Origin of the sequence: Neobacillus sp. B4I6, assembly GCF_050434045.1 — a bacterium.
Lineage (GTDB): Bacteria > Bacillota > Bacilli > Bacillales > Cytobacillaceae > Neobacillus.
The window spans coordinates 3,334,956-3,355,216 of the sequence record NZ_JBNPWB010000002.1; the positions used below are offsets into that span (position 1 = coordinate 3,334,956).

Consider the following 20,261-nt stretch of genomic DNA (forward strand, 5'->3'; position numbering starts at 1 on the left):
CCCCCTCACTCAATATCTGTTCGTATATAAATAGTTACCGCGATCATTCCATACTTTTCATGTTTTATTTGGATAAACCGCCCTAATGATTTTGGTAATTCAACATCGAAGCTATGCTCACAGACAACGCATCCATCTATTTTTACTACATCCTGTTTATCCATTTTTTCCATTAAGCTGACGAGTTGTTGTTTTTTGTACGGTGGGTCTAAAAATATGTAATCAAAGCAGATTTCTCTTTTTATGAGAGCCTTTAATGCTCTATCGGCATCATTGCGATAGACTTCCGTTTGGTCCTCAAATTTACAAGCTTTAATATTTTCCTGGATCACTTGAATGGCCTTTAATTCTCGGTCAATAAAAATAACTTTTTCCAATCCCCTACTAAGTGCCTCCAAACCTAATCCACCGCTTCCAGCAAATAGGTCCAATCCAATGCCGCCATCAAAATAAGGTCCAATCATATTAAATAAAGCCTCTTTTACCTTATCAGTTGTCGGCCTCGTTGTATTACCTGGAACAGCTTTCAAAGGTCTACCTTTGCAAATCCCTGAAACCACTCTCACTACCATATCACCACATTTTTTCAGAAATAATTTTCTTAATCCATCCTATCATAATATACAAAAAGTAGACAATTAGTAAGTGTATATCTTTTCATTTGAGTAATGATTTACAGAAAATGATTCTTTCATCAGGAAAATTTATTCGAAAGTACGTATAAGCTTTTAGGTTGTGGAAATAATGTAATTAACAACATCAATTCGAGGATGTTGTTGCCAACCGCGGAGAAGACTTACGTTTCCCCATAAGTTCTTCCTCCGGTTTCTCCTCTCCCTTTGCCTTCTATCCTTTATGAGGATGTGGAAGGACCCTGCAGAATTTTCTGCAGGTTTTTTTTTTACTTATTATTCAAAAGATCGGAAATTAGTGATAGAGTATTCTTGAATTAAGCCATTTTAAAGGAGAGTTTTCATTGATCCAGCGTTTTATTGAATTAGGAGAAGGATATTCAGATATATATGAACTGATTGAGCTTACAAATGCAAATCAACACCGTCTTCAACATATGCTCGCACTGCACACAAAGATTGATGATCAGGATAGAACCTCATTGGTTGTCGTATTAAAGCCAACAGACCCTGGAAAATTCCAAGCCCTATATATTTGTCGTGAGGGTATTCCAAACCCCAAATTTATATCAAATAAGAGGTATGATATCTTTGCTTCTACTGCTGTAAAACATGGTAAGCAAATACATGAGCTATCTGTTAAGCCGTCAACCATTTTTTATGAAAAAGAGCTGTATTACCAGCACTTAATCGGCATTCTCCGTCTTAATCATTATTTACTTCCACTACAATAGGAAAAGGTGAGGGAAACGCCCTCACCTTTTTAAATACCCATTTTATAATCATATTCCTTTGCTTTATCTGGCGCCGAATTCTCATACTCCATTCTTAAAAATGGTTTATATGAAGGTTCTACTTTCTTTACAAACGAAAAAGAATTCAACTTTTCCATTATTTCATTCAGCTCTTCTTGATTACAATACAGAACAACATACTTCAACTTTTTTGAAACGTAATGAACGTTTCCGAAACGCCGAAGCATTTTAGCTTGTTTTAACGAGTAAAGCCAAACAACCAATCCTTGTCTTTGAACAAACATACTTTTTTCCCCTTCAACAAACCATCATTTTACATAAGTCTAGCATATTAAAACGTTCCTTTTCAATTCAAACTTTGCTACTTATTCCAGATAAGTGCTTAAAATCTGAAAAGATTGACATTACAAAAAAAAATCAGCACAATTCGCTGATTTTTCAGCCGCACCCACAGCTTCCTCCACCGCCACAACCACTAACGTGGCTGGTTTTCGTTTCAAAAAACTGATTTCCTGTTGGAACTTTTATATGTTCAGAGACCGCACCGCCTACAATAATACTAATTGCATCTAGTAGGTCTTGCAAATCATTCTCAGCCAATTTGAATTCTGCTACCAGAGGATCTATATCCATTTCCCTTTTATTTTCGCGGATTTGTGTCATTACCTTTTTATAATCAGGATGGTATTTACCAAACCGCTGGACCTCGTCATATAGCTCCTTTAGACGAACGAATTGACTTATTTTCCGCTGTGCTTCCTTGTTATTTTGCAATTTATATAAACATATTTGATATTGTTCGGCTATTTCAGATTCTAATACCATCTTTGCTAATTGCTCAGCTTGTTCCAATAATTCGACTCTCTCTAACGTAGCAAGCATTTTACGCCCACCTCCAAAGATATTTTAACATGAAAGTGGTAGTAATGTGAAAATTTCAGTTTATCTAGGGATATTTACCATAAATTCTTTCGCTAATCCATACGGTTCATTATTTGGATTGACAACTTCTAACTTTACCTTATGGGTTCCCGGTGAAAAACCTTTAATTATAAAAGCTGCCGCTTTAACCTCGCTATTTTTCTTTCCATCCACCCAAACAACAATCTTCCCGATTCTTCCTTTTGAAGGGTCTGCGTCACGGAAGCTGATTCCTGTAACAATACAATTAATTAAAACTGTCTCACCTTTGATCTGGTGGTGAACATATAGTGAAGGAATTTCAGTTCTAGGTAAGTCATTATTAAATCCAGTAAGGATTCCAATAAAAAAGATCATTAGGATTAACTGCGGAACTAGCTTTTTCATTTAAATTCACTCCTTCTTTTGCTTGTATTGTTCGCCTCCTTTTCTTTTTTTAGTCTTACTCCGCTATGACAAATAAAAAAAGCCACAAAATAAATCCTGTGACTTTGTTTAATTTTGATTTTTCATCCCCTGAAACATGTGATACATCATCGAAGCCATTTGTACACTATTCGAAAACTTATTCACTTGGTCAGGAATTGTTTTCTTATAATAGTGTAAGGATTCAATTTCAAGCGATTGCAAATCATATGGATTTCTTGACAGCTTTCTATACCATATTGGTTGTTCGCGAATGAATTGTTTTAAGTCCTTTTGACTTTCAATATATTGCAGTATATCTCTTCGCATGAGTTAAGGTTCCTTTCCATCAATCTTTTCTAAACACAAATGGATGTTTAGGTCCTTCTGACGGCTTAACAGGACCTGTACCAGGGTTTTCTCCTTGAAATTGTGAAATTACACCTTGGATCGCCCCCAGAGCCTGACTTAGGTTATTCATGTGGTTTTGCATTTGATTCGGATCCATTTTCTTAACCATTCCCATAATATTAGAAAGCCAATCACCTTTAGACTCTGTGCTTGTTTCATCGACTGATCCAGTATCAGATCCCATCGATTCCCAGCGGCTATCCTCTTCACCTAATAAATACCAGTCTTCATATAGTTCCTGCCAAGTTGCCTTCCCTTTCCGTACTTCTTTGATTAGTTTTGGATTGTTTTTAACAAATTCTTTGAATTGTGACACGGAAGGGTGTAATTTTTTTTGTGTCATTTATCTCACCTCAGCCCAAATTAGTCCCAGTAATACAATATGAAAGAATTTTACAAATGTGAAAGAACACTGAGATTAAAATATTTAATATTCGCCTTGTAAATGGTAAGATGTCAAAAGACAAAGAAATGAAAGAGGTAAGTATAATGAAAGATGAATTACGTCGATTATTAGAAACATGTATTGAAACTGGTTCAGAGACTGATTTAAATTCTCTTGCCTACCTTTTATCGGGATTCCAAGTAAAAATTAAACAAAAGCGAAGTACATATATTGACGGAATTCTGCAAATGGATAGAAAACTAAATGAGAAAACCTGCGAAATTACGATTCCTTTAGACCCAACTCTTAATAACCACCTAGATATTGTCCATGGCGGGATTACTGCGACGGTACTTGATACAGCAATGGGGAGTCTGGCTAATTATCTTCTACCAGATGGTTATGGAGCCGTAACAAATCAATTGAATATCCATTACATAGCACCAGGTATCGGAGAAACACTCTACAGTAAAGCGGAAATTGTTCATAGCGGCAGCAAAACAATGGTCATCTCAGGTGAAGCATATCGGAGTGACGGAAAAAAAATCGCCTATGCCACAGGTACATTCTTTATTATAAAAAAATAATAAGCGGAGGTGTGATCAATAATGGTCACCGCCATCGTAATCCCAATTATTTGCTTTTACTTTTTTTGGCTTACAAAAAAAGAGATGAAGGAGCACGATACAAAGTGGCTTGATACTGGCCAAGTACAGCAAGAAGCAATCATAACAGGTGAAATTAAAAGTATTATCGAAGAGAAGCAACGGTTTTATTATCATCGCTACATTTATGTTCAGTCCTTAAAACTACAAACAGAAACAAAACTAATCACCGCCCAAAAGATCACACCCATTACTAACAATTTCAATAAAGAGTATTTTAATGTGGGGGAAGTGATCCGATTATTCGGGAAATGGGAGCAAAACAGATTTATATTTAATCAATATAAGATTGAAAAAAGGTGACCTAATCGTCACCTTTTTCATTGTTCTGTTTTTGATATAAAGTTTTGAGTATAGTACTTTTGGAATACCCCTACACCAAGATGAGAGTATTCCTTACTTAACAGTGACTCACGGTGTCCTTTACTATTTAGCCAACCCTCGACAACAGCTGGTCCATCTGTATAATTTGCCGCAATATTCTCGCCTGCAGCCTGGTAAACCACATGGGCCGTTTTTAATCGTTTGGTAAGATCTCCAAATTTCTTGGATTTATGTGAAAAGTCGTTGTTTACTGACATATCCTTACTGTGCTCAAACGCGGCCTCTGCCGTATTCTCATCCCATTTTAATTCCTTTAATTTATTTCTTACTCGTAAGACATTCGTTAGGTCAAATATCTCCTGTTCCGTATCTTCTTCAATGGCACGCCGCCTTTCCTCACTAGGTTCAGGTGCTTTGATTAAATATCCACTATAAACAAGTTCATATGGCCTTTGTTTAATTAGTGTTTCTGCATTAAGGAACCGAACACTAGAAAGATTGCCAGTAAATTTATCTATGTAGAGCTGGACAAAGACATCACCCAATTGCACCATTGGCCGAAGATTTAAATCAGCATCATTCAATTCAAAATGATACGAATTACCATTAAATTCAATCTTAATATTTGTATCAATATAATGCGTATTGAAGATTTCCTCAACCGGCTCTCCTATTTCAAAAGGTGCTACATCAAGATTTTGGCCTATCGCGAAAATCGTAACTACATGTTTATTTTCAACACCCACTTGGACATACTTTTTATCGTCTTGATTATAAATATACCACTGGTAACCATACATTGACTCATCAATCCGAACTGGTGGACCAAGTAGTTTTTCTAATTCACCTTCATTTTTCCCAATTAATAAAGCCAAACCTTCTTTCGGTTTATCCGAGACTATTTTTTTACTTGGCTTATTATCAGGATTTTGTGAAATAGGTTGTTTCATTTCTGAAGTATGATCTTCTTTAATTAAAATATTACTATCGTTATTTTCGTTTATACTCACATAAAAACCGATAGTTAAGAAAACTGCTGAAAGAATAAGAATTCTAGTCAGTGTACGCAGAGGCATTCACCCTCTCTATTACTTTCATGAATCATTATATGTATAGATAAAATTATTATATCATCAATATCTTGGATAGTAATAGTCATAATCAAAAATGTCAGACAAATGAACTGATAAAAAGAAAACAGGCACGATGAGTACCTGTTTTCTAAAGGTAAAACTATTTTTTTATATAATAATTTTTAATGTTGTGCTCCATTATAATTTTGCTCAGATATTTCCGTTAATGCCTCTTTTGCTTGGTCGTCAGTCAATTCGCGGATCGCGAAATCACCAAGGGAAACAATTCCTATTAACTTACCTTCCTCTACCACAGGTAATCGTCGGATTTGATGCTTTGCCATTAATTTTGCTGCATCTTTACTGGAAGAATCAGGAGTAACAGTAATAAGGTCATTACTCATGATATCTTCTACTTTTGTTGAACCAGGATGTTTTTCAGCAACACCTCGAACAACAATATCTCGGTCTGTAATCATTCCGACAAGCTTTTCCTGGTCAATAATTGGTATAGCCCCAACATTTAAGTGCTTCATCTTTAAGGCGACTTCATAAACATTATCCAATAACGTACAGCATTCTACCTCTTCAGTCATTATATCTCGGATTTCTTCCATTTTACTGCCCCCTAGGTTTATTTAATTCCTCTTACCATTATTTTAGGGTTTCCTACCAAGATTGTTTTATTCGCTGAAGGTATTCATTGCAAGTTGAAACATTTTCAACTATTATTAAATTGAATTATTATTGCTTTCCTACTTAAATAGGAAACATAGGGGCAATGGTATTGTTTTTAGGAGGGATTCATTATGAAATTCGAGAATACTGAAATTGAAAAGTTAAAGGCTGACTTAAACCGTTTAGATGAAGTAATGTTAGATCACGGTTTAGTTCGCGAAGGACAATGGGACTACGAACGAGTTACATACGACCGCAAGTTTGAATTAAAAGAAGGGGTATTTTACTTGCGTGTACGGGGTCATGCGATTGAGGGCGATATTGGCGCTGATAAAGCAACTATTCAATTAATGACACCGCTTTTAGGCAAACATTATTACCCACACGGTGTAGAATATGGTGAAGGCGAAAGCTTCCCAACCTCACTTGTAAATCAATGTAAAAAAATTCTCGATGAAGTAAAAGCAGAAGTAAGTAAGTTTGCATTATAATCGAAAAAAGACGCATGGTTCTCATGCGTCTTTTTATTATTCGGAAGCGATTAATTTTTTACAGTCCAAGAATTGCTTTTAGCATAGATGTTGTCTGGCCGCCTCGATAAAATACATAAAGCAATAAGTATACGGCAACACCCGTGATCGCAGTAAAAAACCAAATGAAACTAGTTATCGGACCCAGTTTTCGATGGATAGAAAGTTTGTTTTTGTATCCTGTCATGATAGAGACAATGCCGAATACAGCTCCAGTCGTCGCAAGTGTAATATGAAAGATTAAAAATATTGTATAATAAATTTTGATATTATCTGGCCCTCCAAACGAAGTATTTCCAATAAAGAGGGTTCTAGAAGCATAGATAATAAAAAAGATTACAGCAAAAATAGCAGCCAAAAACATTGTCTTTTTGTGGGCCTCAATATGTCTTTGCTTAATTTGCCACCATCCAATAGCAACAGTAATAGCACTTAAAACAATAAATGAGGTACTAATAGTAGGTAAAATCGGTAAGGAATTCATTTAGCGGTCCTCTCTTTTCTTTTATTCTACAATAATAGTAGTTCAACGATCCATACTTTTCAAACGATACCCAAGAAATTAAGGCTTATCAGTAAAAAAATCTCCCAGGAGTATGGGAGATTATTTAATGAGCAACGGATTTAATGGTTGCTTCATTTCCTGTTCGGAGTCTGATTGATCTTTACGGTACCATTCGAAGAAAACATGACCAAGAATGACACCATATATAATTTCTTGAATAATTTTCATTAAAACTCCACCAAGTTGCTGATCATGTAGTAATGATATCGAACTAAAAAGTTGTGGACCACTCAAATTTAAACTGTCGAAGTTCGCTGATCCAACACATAGGCTCATCACTTGTCCCCAAACATGGGGATCAGAATAGGTTGCATACATTGGTGTATCTGCAAAAATGATTAAGGCACAAGCTGGTGTTAACAGAATCCCATCTGCAAAAATATAACCAACCTTCTTAAGTCCATTTAATGTCTGATGTTCAGGCATCTGATTAAGCAATGGCCACCACATAAAGATTGCGACGGCAAACAATAAGATTGAATAGCCAGCATGCAGCCAAGCATTTTGCATGATGTGATCAAAAATGATGGGTACATGATAAAAAGAAAAAAAGCCGTTAAATGCAATTAAAGCTATAAGTGGTTTTGAGAAAAGCTTAAAAAGCGAATCAATAACGGAAACACTGAAAATTTTTCTCCAAAACCAGTCAGGTACAGCCATGATAAATAGAGGCGGTACGACTAAAACTAAAGCAGCCATTTGAATCATATGGACCCAAAACATAAGGTGTGCTAATAAATCAACAGGAGATCCTTTAATGGCATAAAGCAGGATCATTGATAATAAAAACAAAGCTCCTTGTGTTTTCGTTAATGGCTCACCATCTGGAAAAAAGCTTCTGTATTTTGTCGTAAGGACAAAATACCCTACAGTTATGACTATCAAGATTAGTAAAAAATACGGGCTCCAAAGTGCTTTAAAACCGAATATATCTAATGTAAGCACCCAAATCACCTCATTATGATTTAAAAGTATTATTGACTATATTATAACCCTTGGCCAAAACGATACGCAAAGAAAATGGAAACAACCCTTAGATAGGTCTAAAAAAGAAAATCGGCCATAAGCCGATTTTCTTTTTTGAACATATTACCACCAAATAATAGTTGAAAACGTAAGAATAGTTATTGCTCCAACCATCACACCAGAGTATAAAAAGAGCGATGGTGCTTCATGTCCTTTATGGCTCATATGCATGAAATAATATAGTTGGAAAATAACTTGAACGACAGCCAAAAGGATAATAAATGGAACTGTAAACCACGCACTAAATCCTTTAATTGCAACAGCCGCAAAAGCAATGAGAGTTAAGAAAATCATCAAGGCAAAAGAAACCAATTGATATCTCATCTCTTCTGCATTTTTCTTGCGACGATATTCAATGTCTACTCTTGGGTTACCTGAATTTAATTGTTGATTAGCCATCAGTTTATCCCACCATTCCCATTAAATATACTACTGTAAAGATAAATACCCAAACAACATCGATAAAATGCCAGTATAAACTAAATACATAGAATTTTGGAGCGTTGTAAAGGTCTAAGCCTCGTTTGGAATTTCTAAACATTAATGTTAAACACCAAAGTAATCCAAATGCAACGTGGCCTCCATGAAAACCAACTAGTGCGTAGAAGGCAGAACCGAAAGCACTGCTTGTAAATGTATGTCCTTCATGAACATAATGGGAAAACTCGTAAACCTCAAGTCCTAAGAAACCTGCACCTAATAGCGCAGTAAGACCGAGCCAGACCATCATTTTTTTGAAGGCAAAGTTCTTCATGTGGTACATTGCGTAAACACTTGTTAATGAACTCGTTAAAAGGAGCATTGTCGCGACAAATGTTAACGGTAATTCAAATAAATCCTTTGCTAAATGATGACTTGAATCAGGAACTTTATCCTTCAATGCAAGGTAAGTGGCAAAGAGAGAGGCAAAAAGAACTGTCTCTCCCCCTAAGAAGAACCAAAAACCTAAGAATTTATTTTTCGATTCAAGGGTTGATTTTTCCGGCGCAGCAGGCCATGTTTCATAAGTAAATTTTTCATCAGCGTGCATTATGCCTTAACCCCCTTATCATCCTCATCAATTAAGTCTTCTTTGTGAATATGAAATCCATGATCGTCTTTCACCGAACGTAAGAACATGGAGCCAAAAGTTACTAATAATCCGATGATCATTACTGGTAATGCCCAAGCCTTATCATTTACATGGTACATTGCACCAAATGCCGCAATGAATAATCCTAGAGCCATCATAAACGGTAAAAACGACGAATTTGGCATATGAATATCACCAAGTGGCTCTGCCGGAGTCATTCCTTTTTTACCATCCATTTTTTCTAACCAGTAAGCATCTAAACCACGTACAAGTGGAAGCTGCTTAAAGTTATAAAACGGTGGTGGAGAAGGGATTGCCCATTCAAGTGTTCTTCCGTCTCCCCATGGATCATTACCAACTTTAACATTTTTCACAGAAGTGATAATGATGTTAAATAACATTACGATAACACCTAATCCCATAAACGCAGCACCTATAGAACTAACCATGTTAGCAGTGTCAAATCCTTGACCAGGAAGGTATGTGAAAACGCGTCGCGGCATTCCCCATAAACCTAAGAAATGTTGGATAAAGAATGTTAAATGGAACCCGATGAAGAACAACCAGAAAGTAATTTTACCTAAAACTTCATTCAACATTGTTCCAAACATTTTTGGCCAATATAGATGTGTACCTGCAAAGACTGCAAATACCACACCACCCACAATTACGTAATGGAAGTGTGCAACAACGAAATAAGTATCATGATATTGATAGTCGGCTGCTGCGGAGGCAAGCATTACACCTGTTACTCCACCAGCAAGAAATGATGGAATAAACGCCATTGCCCAATGCATAGGAGTGGTAAATTTTACACTTCCTCCCCACATTGTTAAAAGCCAGTTGAAAATTTTAATTCCGGTCGGTACACCAATAGCCATTGTAGCAACTGCGAAAATGGCATTTGCAACAGGACCTAAACCTGTTGTAAACATATGGTGAGCCCATACCATGAAGCCTAAGAAACCGATTAATACAGTTGCAAATACCATGGAAGAGTATCCAAATAATCGCTTTCTTGAGAAAATCGGAAAAATCTCTGAGAAAATCCCGAAAGCTGGAAGTATTAAAATATATACTTCTGGATGACCGAAAATCCAGAAAAGATGTTCCCAAATAATCGTATTACCACCCATAGTGGCATCAAAGAAATTCGCACCAAACAAGCGGTCAAACATCATTAAAACTAAACCAACTGTTAATGGAGGAAATGCAAACAAAATAAGTGCTGAGGTAACAAATGTAGTCCAAGTAAACAAAGGCATTCTCATATATGTCATACCTGGAGCACGCATGTTAATGATGGTAACAAGGAAGTTAATACCACCAATTAATGTTCCTATACCTGATATCTGTAAACCTAAGATATAAAAGTCTACGCCATGCCCTTGGGAATGAAGTGCAAGTGACGCGTATGATGTCCATCCTGCATCAGGTGCTCCTCCTAAGAACCAAGAGAGGTTTAGGAATATTCCTCCAAAAAAGAACAACCAAAATCCTAATGCATTGACAAATGGAAACGCTACATCGCGGGCTCCAATCTGTAAAGGCATTACTGCATTCATAAAAGCGAAAACCAGCGGCATCGCAGCTAAGAAAATCATTGTTGTTCCGTGCATTGTTATAATTTCATTAAATAATCCGGCACTCACAAAATCATTATTAGGCACTGCAAGTTGGATACGGATAAATACTGCTTCAAGTCCGCCCACTAAGAAGAAAAATCCACCTGCAATGAGATATAGGATGGCAATTTTTTTATGGTCAACAGTTGTTAAAAAGTCCCATAATGTTGCGCCAAATCCCTTTTTTTGAGCATAGGTACTCACAATTTTACCTCCCTTTCAACCAATTCCCCAATTATTGCTGGGCCTTTAAGCCCATTAAATAGTCTGCTAAAGCATCTAGCTGTTTTTCAGACATTTCCGGGTATTTTCCTGTCATCATGTTACCTGGTTTGTATGTTTCTGGATTACGAATCCAATTTTTTAACTCTTCTTTATTATGATCCAAAACACCGGCTACACGAGATCGTTCACCAAAGTTTGATAAGTTTGGTGCTAGACGTGCTGTTTCAGGCATTTTGTTTGATGGTGTTACAGCATGACAGCCAATACAGCTTTTATTAAATAGTTCTTGTCCTTGTGCCGCAGAAGCTGTCTGGGCTTTTTGTGGTTCTTTAACATTCTGCATCGAAGTTACCCAAGCGTCAAATTTGTCCCGGCTAATAGCTTTTACTTTAAAATCCATTAAAGCATGGGATGGACCACAAAGTTCTGCACATTTTCCATAGAAAAGATTTCCTGCTTCGTTTGCTTTTTTATCGTCAAACTCTAGCCAGAATTTATTAATATTCTCCGTATTTGTATCCAACTTTCCACCTACTGCTGGAATCCAAAATGAGTGTTTCACATCAGATGACTTCAAGTTAAAATATACCTTTTCATTTGTAGGAACAACAAGTTCCTGGCTTGTAACAATCTTCTTGCCTGGATATTCAAAGTCCCACCAATATAAGTGTGACCGAACATTAATTACAAGTGCCTTTGTATTTTTCTTATCCATTGGAGATACATCTGCAAGTTTAAAGGTTGCGGCCACAGTCGGAACGGCAAGAATTAATAGTAAAAGAATCGGCACAGCAGTCCAAATAATTTCTAATTTGTGACTTCCTTCTACTTGTTTTGGTATTCTGTCATCCCTTCGTTTAAAACGAACCAAAATCAAAACGAAAATAATCGCAACAATAACAATAACCCCAACCATGATTAACGTACTTAACTTCATTAAATCATATTGCGTTTGCGCAACTTCACCGGCAGGCTTTAACGTGGAAAGGTACGGTTCGCCACATCCGGAGAGAACAAGCGCTAAAATCGTAAATAACGATATTAAACGCCACTTTGCTAGCCTTTTCATAGCTTAATCAAACCCCTCTTTCACTAATAAAATTATTTAAAGCATTATGTTGATCAAAGAATTATGTAGTACGATTGCTTCCCTTTAAACAAGAAACAATCATTTGCAAAACTAAATTAATGTAACTATAACCATTGCTACAAAAATAATAGTTAAATATTGCAAAGAGTAAACAAACATTAGTTTTGCCCACTTTATGTCATCTTTGATTCTATATCCATAAATCCCTAATGCAAGCCACCCGATATTTAGAACGATAGCAAGTATTAGAAATGGGATTCCTAATTTGGTAAGAAAAAATGGAATTGGCTGAAGTGCAGCAACCCAAAGGATGATGTGAATTTTTGTGGTTTTAAAACCCTTCACTACAGGTAACATTGGGATCCCAGCTGCTTTATATTCTTTAACCCGTCTCATCGCTAGCGCATAAAAATGCGGAGGCTGCCAAACAAACATTAGCACAAACAATGACCATGCCATGATATCGAGATTAGCATCTACTGCTGCCCATCCGATTAGTGGTGGTACTGCTCCTGATATGCTCCCAATAATAGTGTTGGACACCAATTGCCGCTTTGACCACAATGTATACAGGAAAACATAGCTAAAAACTCCAAGCAGTCCAATTACTGTTGCAGTCATCGTAGTAAAGAATAAAGACAGTGTTCCCAGTCCAATAAGTAAAATACCTAATACGAGAACTTTTATCGGAACTACTTTCCCGGTTACAGTAGGTCTTTCTTTTGTTCTTTCCATTAAATGGTCAATGTCACGATCAACATAATTATTGATAGCACATGAGCCTGCAATAATCAGTGAAGATCCTGCTACTGTAAAAAGCACGATATCTAAATTGTTTAGAAAGCTTTGTCCTGAAAAGTGAAGCGCAAGCCATAACCCCGTAAAGGTAGTAATAAGGTTAGAATTTACAATTCCAATTTTGATAAGAGCCATAAAGTCTTTCCATGCAGAGGTTTTTATATTGGCTTGCAAGCTCGCAGCGCCATTATCAATAGCAGCTTCTCCGAAGGCCTTAGAGTTCGACATCTGGTTTCTCCTCCTAAACCTAAATAACAAATATTCATCATTTAAGTAAGTGATAATTGATACTTAATTTATATATGCCCTCATTTGTAATAAAAAGGAACGATGATAGAAAAGTTATATGAATTTTTTTCGATTTAATAAACAATCAAATAAAAAAGATAGTGATAATAAAAACACTTTCTCTGTATATTAAATCACACTTTTAGATATTTTTGTGAATTTTTTTTGAATAATTTTAGACTAAATTGTTACAAAGTTCATTTTATCGTTATAATCTTAGCTTTTTAAGGATTTATAATTCCATTTATACAAATTATCCCCTAAATTTATAAAAAATCCTAGTGTCTACATGAAGAGTTTAATTTTAATTCCTCTTACACCTAAAAAGGAATAATTCTAATTAAACTACCACTAATATATTTCTAACAGACCATCAACTGAGTTTCTATGGTTTTCACTATAATAATAGTGAAAACTATTCATTATTCCGCATCTGTTTTTATTGATTTAAGTTATCTTAAAATCTATACTTAATTTCTGTTCTTTTTCAATTTTATTCGTTATGATTAATAGGGAATTTAATAATCGAATTACTTTCCAATCTATTATACTGTCAGGTTTATCCAATGACAAATTATTGAACTTTTTTAAGAGGTGAATTTTTTGCGACGATCTTTGAAATGGTTGGCTGTTGCTACTACCATCGGAATGATATTTATCTTAATTGGCGGAGCACTAGTTACAAAGACTGATTCTGGAATGGGATGCGGGAGATCATGGCCGCTTTGTAACGGTAAATTTCTTCCGTTGGAAATTACCCCAGAATTAGTTATTGAGCTTGCCCACAGACTTGTCTCTGGAGTAGTTGGAATGATGGTTCTCGTTCTTTCTGTTTGGTCATGGAAGGCGGTAGGACATATTAGAGAAACGAAATTTCTTTCCTTCCTTTCCTTTTTCTTTTTACTTTTACAAGCATTAATCGGGGCTGCTGCAGTAAAATGGGGACAATCTGGTTTTGTACTCGCATTACATTTTGGTATTTCACTTATATCCTTTTCTGCTGTGTTATTGTTAACACTTCTAATATTTGAAATTGATAAGAGATTTGATGCAGAAAAACTATATATCGATAAGAGAATGGGGTTTCATATTGTCGGTGTTTCCATTTATAGTTATCTTGTCATCTACACTGGCGCACTCGTACGTCACACTAAGTCAAGTTTGGTTTGTCGAGACTGGCCGCTATGTTTAAATGACGCTCCTTCCTTGCCTTCCAATATGTACGAATGGGTGCAAATGGGACACAGAGCCGCTGCTGGATTAATCTTTATCTGGATTACTTACATTCTTTATTTGACTGTTCGCCATTACAAAAACCAAAAAGTTCTTTATTGGGGCTGGATTATTTCATTCATCCTTGTTTCATTACAAGTGATTGCAGGAGCTTTGATTATTTTTAGCAGCTTAAATCTGTATATCGCCCTGCTTCACGCCTTCTTTATTACTTGTTTGTTTGGCGTCCTAAGTTATTTCCTTTTGTTATATTCTAGATCTAAAAAAAATAATCTATAAAAAAGCTGCCAGGGATACCCACTCCCTGGCAGCTTTTTTTATTACGCTTTTGTTAATTCAATTAAAAGGTCACCGGTTAATATTGCCTCACCACTTGTGACATAGATATCCTTTACAACGCCTGAAAAAGTTGCTTGAACCGTAGTTTCCATTTTCATCGCTTCGGTAATCATTAAATGATCGCCACGTTCAACCTTTTCCCCTTTTTCAACGACAACTTTGACCACTGTTCCTGGCATCGAGGCAGCAAGGTGATTTTCGTTTTTTGGGTCTGCCTTCAGCTTAGATACCACCGTAGATTTTATATTCTCATCTTTAATGAAGACTTCACGCGGTTGACCATTTAACTCAAAATAAACGACCCTCGTGCCATCGGCTTGAGGATGACCCATAGAGACAAGTTTAACAATTAATGTTTTTCCCGTTTCTATTTCTACTTCTATTTCTTCACCCAATCGCATTCCATAAAGGAACGTAGGTGTGTCTAGTACTGATATATTTCCATACTGTTCATCCGTTTTAATGTACTCCATAAATACCTTTGGATATAAAGCATACGAAATGATCTCAAAAGCCGTAACATGTCTGCCAAGTTCTTTATACAATTTTTCCTTCAATTTTTCAAAATCAACCGGTTCAAGCAATTCACCTGGACGAACTTCTAGAGGTTTTTTACCTTTTAATATAATTTTTTGAAGTTCCGCTGGAAAACCTCCATAGGGCCTGCCAAGAAATCCTTCAAATAATTCAACGACAGAATCAGGGAAATCTAACATATGTCCCTTTAAAAGCACATCTTCCTCACTTAAATCATTTTGAACCATAAATAGAGCCATATCACCTACGACCTTTGATGAAGGCGTCACTTTTACAATATCACCGAACATATTATTAACTCGTGAATACATTTCTTTAACTTCATCCCAACGCTCACCAAGGCTTACTGCTCTTGCCTGTTGTTGGAGATTACTATATTGCCCACCCGGCATTTCATGTTGATATACCTCAGTGTGGGGGGAAATCATTCCGCTTTCAAAATCCTGATAATATTTACGGACATCCTCCCAATAATAAGACAATTTTTCTAGTGCTTGGATATTTACTTTTGGTTTCCGAGGATTCCCTTCAAGTGCATAAAATAACGAATTAGCACTAGGCTGAGAAGTTAAGGCTGCCATTGTACCCAATGCTGTATCAACAATATCCACTCCACCATCAATTGCACGAGCATAGGTATAGAGACCATTTCCACTTGTGTCATGCGTATGGAGATGGATAGGAATATCGACGGTTTCCTTTAACTCAGAAACCAGCCTGTACGCTGCTTCAGGCTTCAATAAGCCTGCCATATCCTTAATTCCTAGGATGTGGGCACCTTGTTGTTCCAGCTCTTTGGCCAAGCTTTTATAATAGTGAAGATTATATTTCGTCCTTGTCTCATCTAAAATGTCCCCTGTATAACATATCGAAGCCTCGGCAATTTTACCGCTTTGACGCACTGCATCAATTGCAACTTCCATACCTTTTACCCAGTTTAAGCTGTCGAAAATTCGAAAAACATCAATTCCAGCTGAAGAAGATTGGTCAACAAATTCACGAATCAAATTATCAGGATAATTTTTATATCCCACCGCATTGGCCCCACGTATTAACATTTGGAACAGTACATTTGGAATTTTCCTGCGTAGAGTTACCAATCTGTCCCAAGGATCTTCTTTTAAGAACCTGTAGGCAACATCAAAAGTTGCTCCGCCCCACATTTCAAAAGAGAATAAATCAGGTAAAAGTTTTGCAGAAGGCTCAGCTATATGAAGAATATCAGTTGTCCGCATACGGGTTGCTAATAGCGACTGATGAGCATCTCTAAATGTTGTATCCGTTAATAAGACCTGCTTTTGATTCTTGACCCATTCCACAAGTCCATTGGCACCATACTTGTCAAGAATTTGCTTCGTCCCCTCTTGATACGGTAAATCATAGGGTAAATTAGGAATTCTTGGCTTCGGAAATACTGGTCTTTTCTTCTTTTCAATACCTGGAAACCCGTTAACAGTGACCGTGCCGATGTATGACAGCATTTTAGTTCCGCGGTCCTTTCGGAATGGGAAAATGAACAGTTCCGGTGTTGTATCAATGAATGAAGTATCATATTCGCCATTCCTAAATTTCTCATGCTTCACAACATTTTCTAAGAACGGTATATTTGTTTTGATCCCTCTAATCCTGAATTCCTGTAAATTTCGAACCATTTTTGATGCAGCTTGCTCAAAGGTTAACGCCCATGTAGAAAGCTTTACTAATAAAGAGTCATAATACGGTGTAATTACAGCTCCTTGAAAGCCATTTCCAGCATCAAGACGCACCCCAAAGCCACCCCCTGAGCGATAGGCCATAATTTTACCGGTATCAGGCATAAAATTATTAAGCGGGTCTTCTGTTGTTACCCTTGACTGTATAGCAAATCCATTCATTTGAATTTTTTCTTGCTGTGGTATACCGATAATTGGACCATGTAATTCGTGCCCTTCTGATACCAAAATTTGCGTCTGCACAATGTCGACTCCTGTTATCATTTCTGTTACAGTATGTTCCACTTGTACACGTGGATTTACTTCTATAAAATAAAAGTCATTTCCTGAAACCAGAAACTCTACTGTACCTGCATTTAGGTAATCAACATTTTTCATCAATTTTACGGCCGCCGCACAAATCCTTTCTCGCAACTCATAAGAAATAGACACACTTGGAGCAACCTCCACTACCTTTTGATGGCGTCTTTGAACAGAACAATCGCGGTCAAAAAGATGAACAATATTCCCATGCCGATCACCAATGATTTGCACTTCGATATGTTTAGGACTTTCAATTAATTTTTCAAGATAAACTTCATCATTCCCAAAAGCGGCTTTCGCTTCCGACTTTGCTCGTTCAAATGATTCACGGATTTCCTCTATGCGTTTAACAATTCTCATCCCGCGCCCGCCTCCGCCAAGAGAGGCCTTTATGATTATGGGTAACTTGTGTACTTCCACAAAATCTTCAACATCACTTACCTCTGTTACGGGACCAGGACTACCAGGAATCACTGGTATTCCAGCTAGCTCTGCTTGATGCCTTGCTTTTACCTTATCTCCAAACATATCAAGTTGTGTAATGGACGGACCGATAAAAATAATCCCTTCTTCTTCACAGCGCTTGGCAAAATGAATATTTTCTGACATAAACCCATAACCTGGATGTATGGCATTTGCTCCGCTTTTTTTGGCAATAGCAATGATGCCATCAATGTCTAAATAGGCATCAATTGGTTTTTTTCCTTCCCCAACCAAATAAGCCTCATCCGCCTTATAACGATGATAGGCCCCAGAGTCCTCTTTCGAATAAATTGCAACTGTTCGAATATTCAGTTCAGTACACGCGCGAAAAACCCTTATCGCAATTTCTCCCCTATTGGCAACCAACACTTTATTTATCTGTCTTGTCATTTAAAGCACCTCATATTCTATGTATTTTTAAAAACGCGAAGAAGCAAATATTGTCCTTCGCGTTTTGATTAAATATAGAAAACCTTGCCATCTTTTGATTGATTCCTATTAGTGACTTGATCCTGTTTATTTTTATATTTTTTTTCATATTTAGTGAACATAGAAACATTTACAAGTATTCCTGTCGCTCCCGCAAGCATCAAGAGTGATGATCCTCCGTAACTAATAAATGGCAGCGGTACACCAGTCAGTGGAATTAGCCCAGAAACTCCAGCTAGATTGATAAAGGACTGAATCCCAATCATGCTCGAAATACCAATAGCAAGCAGACTACCAAAAGGGTCCTTACATTGTAAGCCAATATAAATTCCCCTTAATACAATATAAAAAAGGAGAATGATAACGAATCCTACACCCCAAATCCCTAATTCTTCCGCAATTACAGCCATAATGAAATCCGTATGTGATTCCGGCAGATAACCAAGCTTTTGAATACTTTTCCCAAGACCCAACCCATTTACTCCACCAGAACCGATGGCGATATAGGAGTTTGCCAAGTGAAAACCTTCATTATTTACATATTTATCATTAAATGGATTATCTAATACAGCAAAACGACTTAGTTGTTCGTCAGAAAAAAACTTCCCCCAGGAAACTAAAATAAGCGGCAGAAGGACGATAAGCGCCATAATAAGTAATTTACCGATACTTTTAAAATTCATACCAGAGCATAAAACAATCATACAAGCTATGGCTATGATAATAGCTGCTGTACCGAAGTCAGGTTGAAAAATGATAAGTGCACATATGAAAAAAAGATATACTAAAGGCGGGAGAACACCTTTGTTAAATTGATTGATATAGGCTTGCTTTTTCGCATAAACGGCTGCTAAATAAATAATGGCAGCAAGCTTGACAAACTCCGATGGCTGAAATAAGAAAGTGCCAATGGAGTACCAGCTTTGCGCATTATTTTTTTCTACCCCAAATACAAATAATCCTAATAGAGATAAAATAGATGATAGCACAATCAATACCAGAACTTTTTTGAACATCATGATCTTATATGGAATAATTGCTGCGATAAGGAAGATCACAGTAAAAATCATCAGCCATACTTTTTGTTTTTGGTAAAAATAATCTGGTGGATAACCATACCTTTGAACTGCGGAAGCCATGCTTGAGCTATAGATCATAACAAGTCCAAATAAACACAAAAGGATGGTGGCAATAATTAATGAAAAATCATATGATTTCAATATTTTTTTCAGCATTTAAAAAGTCCTCATTTTCAATATTGATTTATATCCCTCTATTATAATAGAAAATAAACATTTTTACTTGAGGAAAAGTTAATTTGTTACAACAATTTAATAAAGAATATTCTGAAATAAGGAAATTGATTGAGTCCGTTTTTGTTTTCTTGAAATAATAAAAAACCCAAACAATTAACATGGATTGTTTGAGTTCTTTGCTACTATTTCCTTAACGATGAATCGTGAAGCGCTGATAATTCACTTTCTAATGTATCTAGAATTGCCTTACCGTCTTTACTATCTATTAAGCCTAACCGAACAGCAAAATCTATTTCTCTTGATAAACCAAACATTTGTGTATCCAATACCTCTTCATAAAGAGGGCATTGAGGCATCGTGAGATTGTCCATTTGCACTTTGATTAGCTTTAATATTTTTTCAGCGTCAGCCTGTAGTAAGGCATATGCTTTTTCCTGGTGATTCACGATCATTTCAGACGCCAACATTGATCCCCCCATTTCAGAGCGATAATTCAACTTA

General features: G+C 36.5%; 23 protein-coding genes. 5 read left to right on the top strand and 18 right to left on the bottom strand.

The window, feature by feature from the left end; genetic code table 11:
• Positions 1–5 precede the first annotated feature (5 nt).
• Positions 6–566 carry a 16S rRNA (guanine(966)-N(2))-methyltransferase RsmD gene (gene rsmD / locus QF028_RS18510; protein WP_429467601.1) on the bottom strand — a complete coding sequence of 187 codons (561 nt, stop codon included), beginning with the start codon at positions 564–566 and terminating at the stop codon, positions 6–8.
• Positions 567–976: 410 nt separating this feature from the next.
• Between rsmD and QF028_RS18515 the strand changes: the two genes are divergently transcribed.
• The gene (locus QF028_RS18515) at positions 977–1,366 is read left to right on the top strand and encodes a DUF7147 family protein (RefSeq protein ID WP_215000211.1); all 390 of its coding nucleotides are present in this window, start codon (positions 977–979) and stop codon (positions 1,364–1,366) included.
• Positions 1,367–1,395: 29 nt separating this feature from the next.
• Here the strand turns inward: QF028_RS18515 and QF028_RS18520 are convergent, their stop codons facing one another.
• The 5 genes from QF028_RS18520 to QF028_RS18540 form a co-directional block, all read right to left on the bottom strand.
• Positions 1,396–1,671: a YlbG family protein gene (locus tag QF028_RS18520; protein WP_088086281.1), complete on the bottom strand. Its 276-nt coding sequence runs from the start codon at positions 1,669–1,671 to the stop codon at positions 1,396–1,398.
• 154 nt (positions 1,672–1,825) lie between these two features.
• Positions 1,826–2,269: a YlbF family regulator gene (locus QF028_RS18525; protein ID WP_429467605.1), complete on the bottom strand. Its 444-nt coding sequence runs from the start codon at positions 2,267–2,269 to the stop codon at positions 1,826–1,828.
• A 60-nt stretch (positions 2,270–2,329) separates the two neighbouring features.
• The gene (locus tag QF028_RS18530; RefSeq protein ID WP_410881792.1) at positions 2,330–2,695 is read right to left on the bottom strand and encodes a hypothetical protein; all 366 of its coding nucleotides are present in this window, start codon (positions 2,693–2,695) and stop codon (positions 2,330–2,332) included.
• 108 nt (positions 2,696–2,803) lie between these two features.
• Entirely contained in the window at positions 2,804–3,043 is a 240-nt protein-coding gene (locus tag QF028_RS18535; protein WP_410881794.1) for a YlbE-like family protein, read from the bottom strand.
• A gap of 19 nt (positions 3,044–3,062) precedes the next feature.
• Positions 3,063–3,467: a YlbD family protein gene (locus QF028_RS18540; protein ID WP_168242686.1), complete on the bottom strand. Its 405-nt coding sequence runs from the start codon at positions 3,465–3,467 to the stop codon at positions 3,063–3,065.
• 146 nt (positions 3,468–3,613) lie between these two features.
• Here QF028_RS18540 and QF028_RS18545 point away from each other — a divergent pair, with 146 nt between their 5' ends.
• Both QF028_RS18545 and QF028_RS18550 read left to right on the top strand, forming a co-directional pair.
• The gene (locus tag QF028_RS18545; protein ID WP_429467608.1) at positions 3,614–4,096 is read left to right on the top strand and encodes a PaaI family thioesterase; all 483 of its coding nucleotides are present in this window, start codon (positions 3,614–3,616) and stop codon (positions 4,094–4,096) included.
• A gap of 21 nt (positions 4,097–4,117) precedes the next feature.
• Positions 4,118–4,477, top strand: coding sequence for a hypothetical protein (locus tag QF028_RS18550; protein WP_429467610.1), 360 nt, complete (start codon positions 4,118–4,120; stop codon positions 4,475–4,477).
• A 17-nt stretch (positions 4,478–4,494) separates the two neighbouring features.
• Here QF028_RS18550 and QF028_RS18555 read toward each other — a convergent pair whose 3' ends face one another.
• Both QF028_RS18555 and QF028_RS18560 read right to left on the bottom strand, forming a co-directional pair.
• Positions 4,495–5,574, bottom strand: coding sequence for a CAP domain-containing protein (locus QF028_RS18555; RefSeq protein WP_429467612.1), 1,080 nt, complete (start codon positions 5,572–5,574; stop codon positions 4,495–4,497).
• A 179-nt stretch (positions 5,575–5,753) separates the two neighbouring features.
• On the bottom strand, positions 5,754–6,188 hold the full coding sequence (locus tag QF028_RS18560; RefSeq protein WP_410881804.1) for a CBS domain-containing protein: 435 nt from the start codon (positions 6,186–6,188) through the stop codon (positions 5,754–5,756).
• A 192-nt stretch (positions 6,189–6,380) separates the two neighbouring features.
• Between QF028_RS18560 and QF028_RS18565 the strand changes: the two genes are divergently transcribed.
• Complete coding sequence (locus tag QF028_RS18565) at positions 6,381–6,740, top strand: YugN family protein (RefSeq protein ID WP_429467615.1); 360 nt, start codon at positions 6,381–6,383, stop codon at positions 6,738–6,740.
• Positions 6,741–6,798: 58 nt separating this feature from the next.
• Here QF028_RS18565 and QF028_RS18570 read toward each other — a convergent pair whose 3' ends face one another.
• The 7 genes from QF028_RS18570 to cyoE all read right to left on the bottom strand — a co-directional run bounded on the left by QF028_RS18570 (position 6,799) and on the right by cyoE (position 13,408).
• Positions 6,799–7,263, bottom strand: a complete 465-nt coding sequence (locus tag QF028_RS18570) for a DUF420 domain-containing protein (RefSeq protein ID WP_429467617.1) — start codon at positions 7,261–7,263, stop codon at positions 6,799–6,801.
• A gap of 120 nt (positions 7,264–7,383) precedes the next feature.
• On the bottom strand, positions 7,384–8,289 hold the full coding sequence (ctaG, locus tag QF028_RS18575; RefSeq protein WP_429467619.1) for a cytochrome c oxidase assembly factor CtaG: 906 nt from the start codon (positions 8,287–8,289) through the stop codon (positions 7,384–7,386).
• 144 nt (positions 8,290–8,433) lie between these two features.
• Positions 8,434–8,769 carry a cytochrome c oxidase subunit IVB gene (ctaF, locus tag QF028_RS18580; protein ID WP_168242678.1) on the bottom strand — a complete coding sequence of 112 codons (336 nt, stop codon included), beginning with the start codon at positions 8,767–8,769 and terminating at the stop codon, positions 8,434–8,436.
• Positions 8,770–8,773: 4 nt separating this feature from the next.
• A complete protein-coding gene (locus QF028_RS18585) occupies positions 8,774–9,400 on the bottom strand; it encodes a cytochrome (ubi)quinol oxidase subunit III (protein ID WP_088086268.1) in 627 nt (208 codons plus the stop codon).
• The gene (ctaD, locus tag QF028_RS18590; protein ID WP_429467622.1) at positions 9,400–11,271 is read right to left on the bottom strand and encodes a cytochrome c oxidase subunit I; all 1,872 of its coding nucleotides are present in this window, start codon (positions 11,269–11,271) and stop codon (positions 9,400–9,402) included. The genes QF028_RS18585 and ctaD overlap by 1 nt, the downstream gene beginning before the upstream one ends.
• A gap of 31 nt (positions 11,272–11,302) precedes the next feature.
• Positions 11,303–12,361: a cytochrome c oxidase subunit II gene (coxB, locus tag QF028_RS18595; RefSeq protein ID WP_429467624.1), complete on the bottom strand. Its 1,059-nt coding sequence runs from the start codon at positions 12,359–12,361 to the stop codon at positions 11,303–11,305.
• Positions 12,362–12,472: 111 nt separating this feature from the next.
• The gene (gene cyoE / locus QF028_RS18600; protein ID WP_246869716.1) at positions 12,473–13,408 is read right to left on the bottom strand and encodes a heme o synthase; all 936 of its coding nucleotides are present in this window, start codon (positions 13,406–13,408) and stop codon (positions 12,473–12,475) included.
• A gap of 663 nt (positions 13,409–14,071) precedes the next feature.
• On the opposite strand from cyoE, the gene QF028_RS18605 reads away from it, so the two are divergent.
• Positions 14,072–14,980: a COX15/CtaA family protein gene (locus QF028_RS18605; RefSeq protein ID WP_429467629.1), complete on the top strand. Its 909-nt coding sequence runs from the start codon at positions 14,072–14,074 to the stop codon at positions 14,978–14,980.
• Positions 14,981–15,021: 41 nt separating this feature from the next.
• Here the strand turns inward: QF028_RS18605 and pyc are convergent, their stop codons facing one another.
• From pyc to QF028_RS18620, 3 genes are all read right to left on the bottom strand, one after another.
• On the bottom strand, positions 15,022–18,465 hold the full coding sequence (pyc, locus tag QF028_RS18610; protein ID WP_429467631.1) for a pyruvate carboxylase: 3,444 nt from the start codon (positions 18,463–18,465) through the stop codon (positions 15,022–15,024).
• A gap of 68 nt (positions 18,466–18,533) precedes the next feature.
• A complete protein-coding gene (locus tag QF028_RS18615) occupies positions 18,534–19,739 on the bottom strand; it encodes an FtsW/RodA/SpoVE family cell cycle protein (RefSeq protein WP_429467633.1) in 1,206 nt (401 codons plus the stop codon).
• Positions 19,740–19,942: 203 nt separating this feature from the next.
• Positions 19,943–20,224, bottom strand: coding sequence for a YlaN family protein (locus tag QF028_RS18620; protein WP_429472415.1), 282 nt, complete (start codon positions 20,222–20,224; stop codon positions 19,943–19,945).
• Positions 20,225–20,261 lie beyond the last annotated feature (37 nt).

What these genes read in the sequence shown, in the direction of transcription:
- QF028_RS18520 (WP_088086281.1), bottom strand. Translation starts at nt 1,671, where the DNA reads ATGTTTGTTCAAAGACAAGGATTGGTTGTTTGGCTTTACTCGTTAAAA.
- QF028_RS18525 (WP_429467605.1), bottom strand. Translation starts at nt 2,269, where the DNA reads ATGCTTGCTACGTTAGAGAGAGTCGAATTATTGGAACAAGCTGAGCAA.
- QF028_RS18530 (WP_410881792.1), bottom strand. Translation starts at nt 2,695, where the DNA reads ATGAAAAAGCTAGTTCCGCAGTTAATCCTAATGATCTTTTTTATTGGA.
- QF028_RS18535 (WP_410881794.1), bottom strand. Translation starts at nt 3,043, where the DNA reads ATGCGAAGAGATATACTGCAATATATTGAAAGTCAAAAGGACTTAAAA.
- QF028_RS18540 (WP_168242686.1), bottom strand. Translation starts at nt 3,467, where the DNA reads ATGACACAAAAAAAATTACACCCTTCCGTGTCACAATTCAAAGAATTT.
- QF028_RS18545 (WP_429467608.1), top strand. Translation starts at nt 3,614, where the DNA reads ATGAAAGATGAATTACGTCGATTATTAGAAACATGTATTGAAACTGGT.
- QF028_RS18550 (WP_429467610.1), top strand. Translation starts at nt 4,118, where the DNA reads ATGGTCACCGCCATCGTAATCCCAATTATTTGCTTTTACTTTTTTTGG.
- QF028_RS18555 (WP_429467612.1), bottom strand. Translation starts at nt 5,574, where the DNA reads ATGCCTCTGCGTACACTGACTAGAATTCTTATTCTTTCAGCAGTTTTC.
- QF028_RS18560 (WP_410881804.1), bottom strand. Translation starts at nt 6,188, where the DNA reads ATGGAAGAAATCCGAGATATAATGACTGAAGAGGTAGAATGCTGTACG.
- QF028_RS18565 (WP_429467615.1), top strand. Translation starts at nt 6,381, where the DNA reads ATGAAATTCGAGAATACTGAAATTGAAAAGTTAAAGGCTGACTTAAAC.
- QF028_RS18570 (WP_429467617.1), bottom strand. Translation starts at nt 7,263, where the DNA reads ATGAATTCCTTACCGATTTTACCTACTATTAGTACCTCATTTATTGTT.
- ctaF (WP_168242678.1), bottom strand. Translation starts at nt 8,769, where the DNA reads ATGGCTAATCAACAATTAAATTCAGGTAACCCAAGAGTAGACATTGAA.
- QF028_RS18585 (WP_088086268.1), bottom strand. Translation starts at nt 9,400, where the DNA reads ATGCACGCTGATGAAAAATTTACTTATGAAACATGGCCTGCTGCGCCG.
- coxB (WP_429467624.1), bottom strand. Translation starts at nt 12,361, where the DNA reads ATGAAAAGGCTAGCAAAGTGGCGTTTAATATCGTTATTTACGATTTTA.
- cyoE (WP_246869716.1), bottom strand. Translation starts at nt 13,408, where the DNA reads ATGTCGAACTCTAAGGCCTTCGGAGAAGCTGCTATTGATAATGGCGCT.
- pyc (WP_429467631.1), bottom strand. Translation starts at nt 18,465, where the DNA reads ATGACAAGACAGATAAATAAAGTGTTGGTTGCCAATAGGGGAGAAATT.
- QF028_RS18615 (WP_429467633.1), bottom strand. Translation starts at nt 19,739, where the DNA reads ATGCTGAAAAAAATATTGAAATCATATGATTTTTCATTAATTATTGCC.